This is a genomic window from Paenibacillus sp. EKM212P, from assembly GCF_011066115.1.
GTDB classification, from domain to species: domain Bacteria; phylum Bacillota; class Bacilli; order Paenibacillales; family Paenibacillaceae; genus Paenibacillus; species Paenibacillus polymyxa_B.
This window is the reverse complement of sequence record NZ_JAAMNR010000043.1, coordinates 1-634: the sequence shown is the minus strand read 5'-3', so window position 1 is coordinate 634 and position 634 is coordinate 1. Positions and strand designations below refer to the sequence as shown.

The window sequence follows — 634 nt, the reverse complement described above, 5'->3', positions numbered from 1 at the left end:
CAGCCTCACTGCTTAGACGGACATCCATCAGTCCGCGTCACTACCCTACTGCGTCACCCCATCGCTCATAACGGATTACGGTGGTACAGGAATTTCGACCTGTTGTCCTTCGACTACGCCTATCGGCCTCGCCTTAGGTCCCGACTTACCCTGAGCGGACGAACCTTCCTCAGGAACCCTTAGGCTTTCGGCGGATCTGATTCTCACAGATCTTTTCGTTACTCATACCGGCATTCTCACTTGAATGCAGTCCAGCGCTCCTTACGGTACACCTTCAACCCGCATTCAACGCTCCCCTACCCCTGATGCAAGCATCAAGCCATAGCTTCGGTGGTGTGTTTAGCCCCGTTACATTTTCGGCGCAGAGTCACTCGACCAGTGAGCTATTACGCACTCTTTCAATGGTGGCTGCTTCTAAGCCAACATCCTGGTTGTCTGTGCAACTCCACATCCTTTCCCACTTAACACACACTTGGGGACCTTAGCTGATGGTCTGGGCTGTTTCCCTTTCGACAATGGATCTTAGCACTCACTGTCTGACTCCCGGAACTAAATCTATGGCATTCGGAGTTTGACTGAGCTTGGTAACCCTTGCGGGCCCCGCACCCAATCAGTGCTCTACCTCCACGATTCT

The 634-nt window shown here is 52.8% G+C and carries 1 rRNA gene; it reads right to left on the bottom strand.

From position 1 onward, the window contains the following. Positions 1-634 (bottom strand): 23S ribosomal RNA (locus G9G54_RS24875); the annotation flags it as partial.